Source organism: Acinetobacter sp. YH16042 (genome assembly GCF_013417245.1).
GTDB lineage: Bacteria > Pseudomonadota > Gammaproteobacteria > Pseudomonadales > Moraxellaceae > Acinetobacter > Acinetobacter amyesii.
Genome location: NZ_VPEJ01000082.1, coordinates 1 through 2,387 on the forward strand (window position 1 = coordinate 1; position 2,387 = coordinate 2,387).

Genomic DNA, 2,387 nt, shown 5'->3' on the forward strand with positions numbered 1-2,387 from the left:
CCAAACACCTCAAACACCAAACACCTCAAACACCAAACACCTCAAACACCAAACACCTCAAACACCAAACACCTCAAACACCAAACACCTCAACATCAAATACCTCAACATCAAATACCGCAATTACAGATAGCCTTTGAACTTGTATAACAACATTCGTACCGAACATTGTTATTACAAATTCAAGATGCTATTGTAATTAAGCAAGCCTACTCTGTAGCTACAATTTTCAGCCCTGCTACGCAGTTCCGAAAAGTTGTAGCACAGAAGTCTTGTTGAGGGCTTCGCCCCCAAACCCCCATCCAAAACCATAAGCAGGGGAGTGGTAAAAATGGATGATGAAGACTTAACAAAATTTAAAAAGATCAATCCGAAATCAGAAGTTAAACGTCTACGTCTGACAGTTGATGAAAAAAATCAGCTTGATGATTTTCTTGAGAAAAGAAACTTACAGTTTAGTGACTTCAACAATCGACTAATTAAAAATGCGATTAGTGCAGAATTTCATTTAGTTGAAATTGAAAACTATGTGAAACCCACATTTCCACTCAAACAAAAAAAGCATCATCGACCACCACCAAAAGTAGACCCAGCCGTATTATTCGAACTTGGTCGAGTCGGTACAAATCTGAATCAGTGTGCTAGAGCCTTGAACCTAATTAAAAATGACAAACAACAAGAGTTGGATCTCACTCAAGAATTTAGCTTTATCGAGTGTCTGCAAGTGCTTCAAGCAATCCAAGAAGATATACATAGCGTGATTGGTGAAATTAAAAAAACAACAATGTCCGATACCGCTATCGAGAATGCGAGAGTCCGAGCAGTCAAAGCCGTTGAGTTAGTGGAGGTCGAAACCGATGCACATTAAATTTACGAAACATGGGAAAGGCTGTCCACGCAAAGCGGTTGGCTATTTACTTGCTGAAAAAGATGCAAAAGGCGATTTGCGTCCTGATATTCAGACGCTCAGAGGTGATGCACAAACATTTGTTGCCATTACTGAAAGCCTAGATTTTGATTACCGCTATTCGTCAGCAGTAATCGCTTGGTCAAAACAAGACAATCCGAGTGATGCACAGATTCAAGAAACATTAGATCAATTTGAAAAACATGCTTTTGCTGATTTAGACCCGACACGCTATCACATGAATGCCGTGCTACACGTAGCTCAGGATGGTTCAAAGCATGTGCATGTTTTGGTGCCGCGTGTCGATCTTGGAACAGGTAAGTCATTAAATATTGCTCCGCCCGGACACGAAAAATACTTCGATAAACTCAGAGATTATTTAAACGAAAAATACACCTGGTCCAAGCCTGACGACCTCGCCATTTTAAAAGCTGATGTACAGCTACCGCACCACACGCATTCACAAAGATTGGCGGCCATTGAAATTAATTTTGCAGGTAAAACCAAGCCTGAAAAAAAAGAGCTTTTAAATAAAATCGTTGCCCAACGCATTAACGCAGGCGTGATTCAAGACCGTAACGATGTTGTCCAAACGCTTGCTGAATATGGAATCATCACACGAAACGCTAAAGACACTATTTCAGTCAAATTGCACGGTGATAAGACAGCCGTGAAGCTCGCAGGGGAGTTTTATAAAGATGGATTCAATGTCACTGCTTACGCAGAAAATCGAGCTAGAGCAGAAGCAGATCAAAGCGCATCAAGAGCAAATGAAGTCGATGCAAAACGAGTTAATGAACTCTATAACAAACTTCAACGAGCAACTGAATCAAGAGCTAGATTCTTTGCAGACAGATACGCTGAAACGCTTACAGATCATAGACAACGAGATACTACAGCACAGTCAAGTTTTGATCAGCAAAACCCAAGACCAAACGGAGTCAGTTTACAAGCTCACACAGAAATCAGCAGAGTTATTGAATCAAGTCCAAACTTTAGTGAAGCAAGCCGAAAACTTGAATATTCAGAGCTTAGCTCAACAGCAGACACAGCAACAACAGCAGAAAATCAGTCTAATTTTGTCAGTATCATGTACAGCATTACTGCTAATCCTGATCATAATTTCATGGGTGAAGTAAATGAGCGAATTAACTCAGCTAATCAGTCAGCAAGTCAGTCTTTTGAAGGAGCAAAACAAGCTGCAACAGAACTGCATCGACGGACAGAAGATATATATCGAGCAATTGGAGAAGCGCAGCGCAGCACTACTTCAACAGATGAAAGAAGAGCCACCAGTGGACTTTTTGAACGAATCTATCAAAGGATTCTCAAAACAAACGCAGGCTTATTTGGAAAAAACCTTAACCAGTGCCTTGAGGGAATCAAATATAGATCAGTTAGTCCAAGACAAGATCAATCAGCAAATTCAGCCGATGCTCAAAGATATTCAGGATACTCAATCGAAATTAACACAGACCCT

2 protein-coding genes are annotated in these 2,387 nt (G+C 40.5%); both read left to right on the top strand.

From position 1 onward, the window contains the following. Nucleotides 1-331 precede the first annotated feature (331 nt). Nucleotides 332-868, top strand: coding sequence for a plasmid mobilization relaxosome protein MobC (gene mobC, locus FTV37_RS17000; RefSeq protein WP_179991717.1), 537 nt, complete (start codon nucleotides 332-334; stop codon nucleotides 866-868). Further along, the coding region (locus FTV37_RS17005) for a relaxase/mobilization nuclease domain-containing protein (protein WP_180064310.1) at nucleotides 858-2,387 on the top strand (1,530 nt) is incomplete at its 3' end. The genes mobC and FTV37_RS17005, both read left to right, overlap by 11 nt.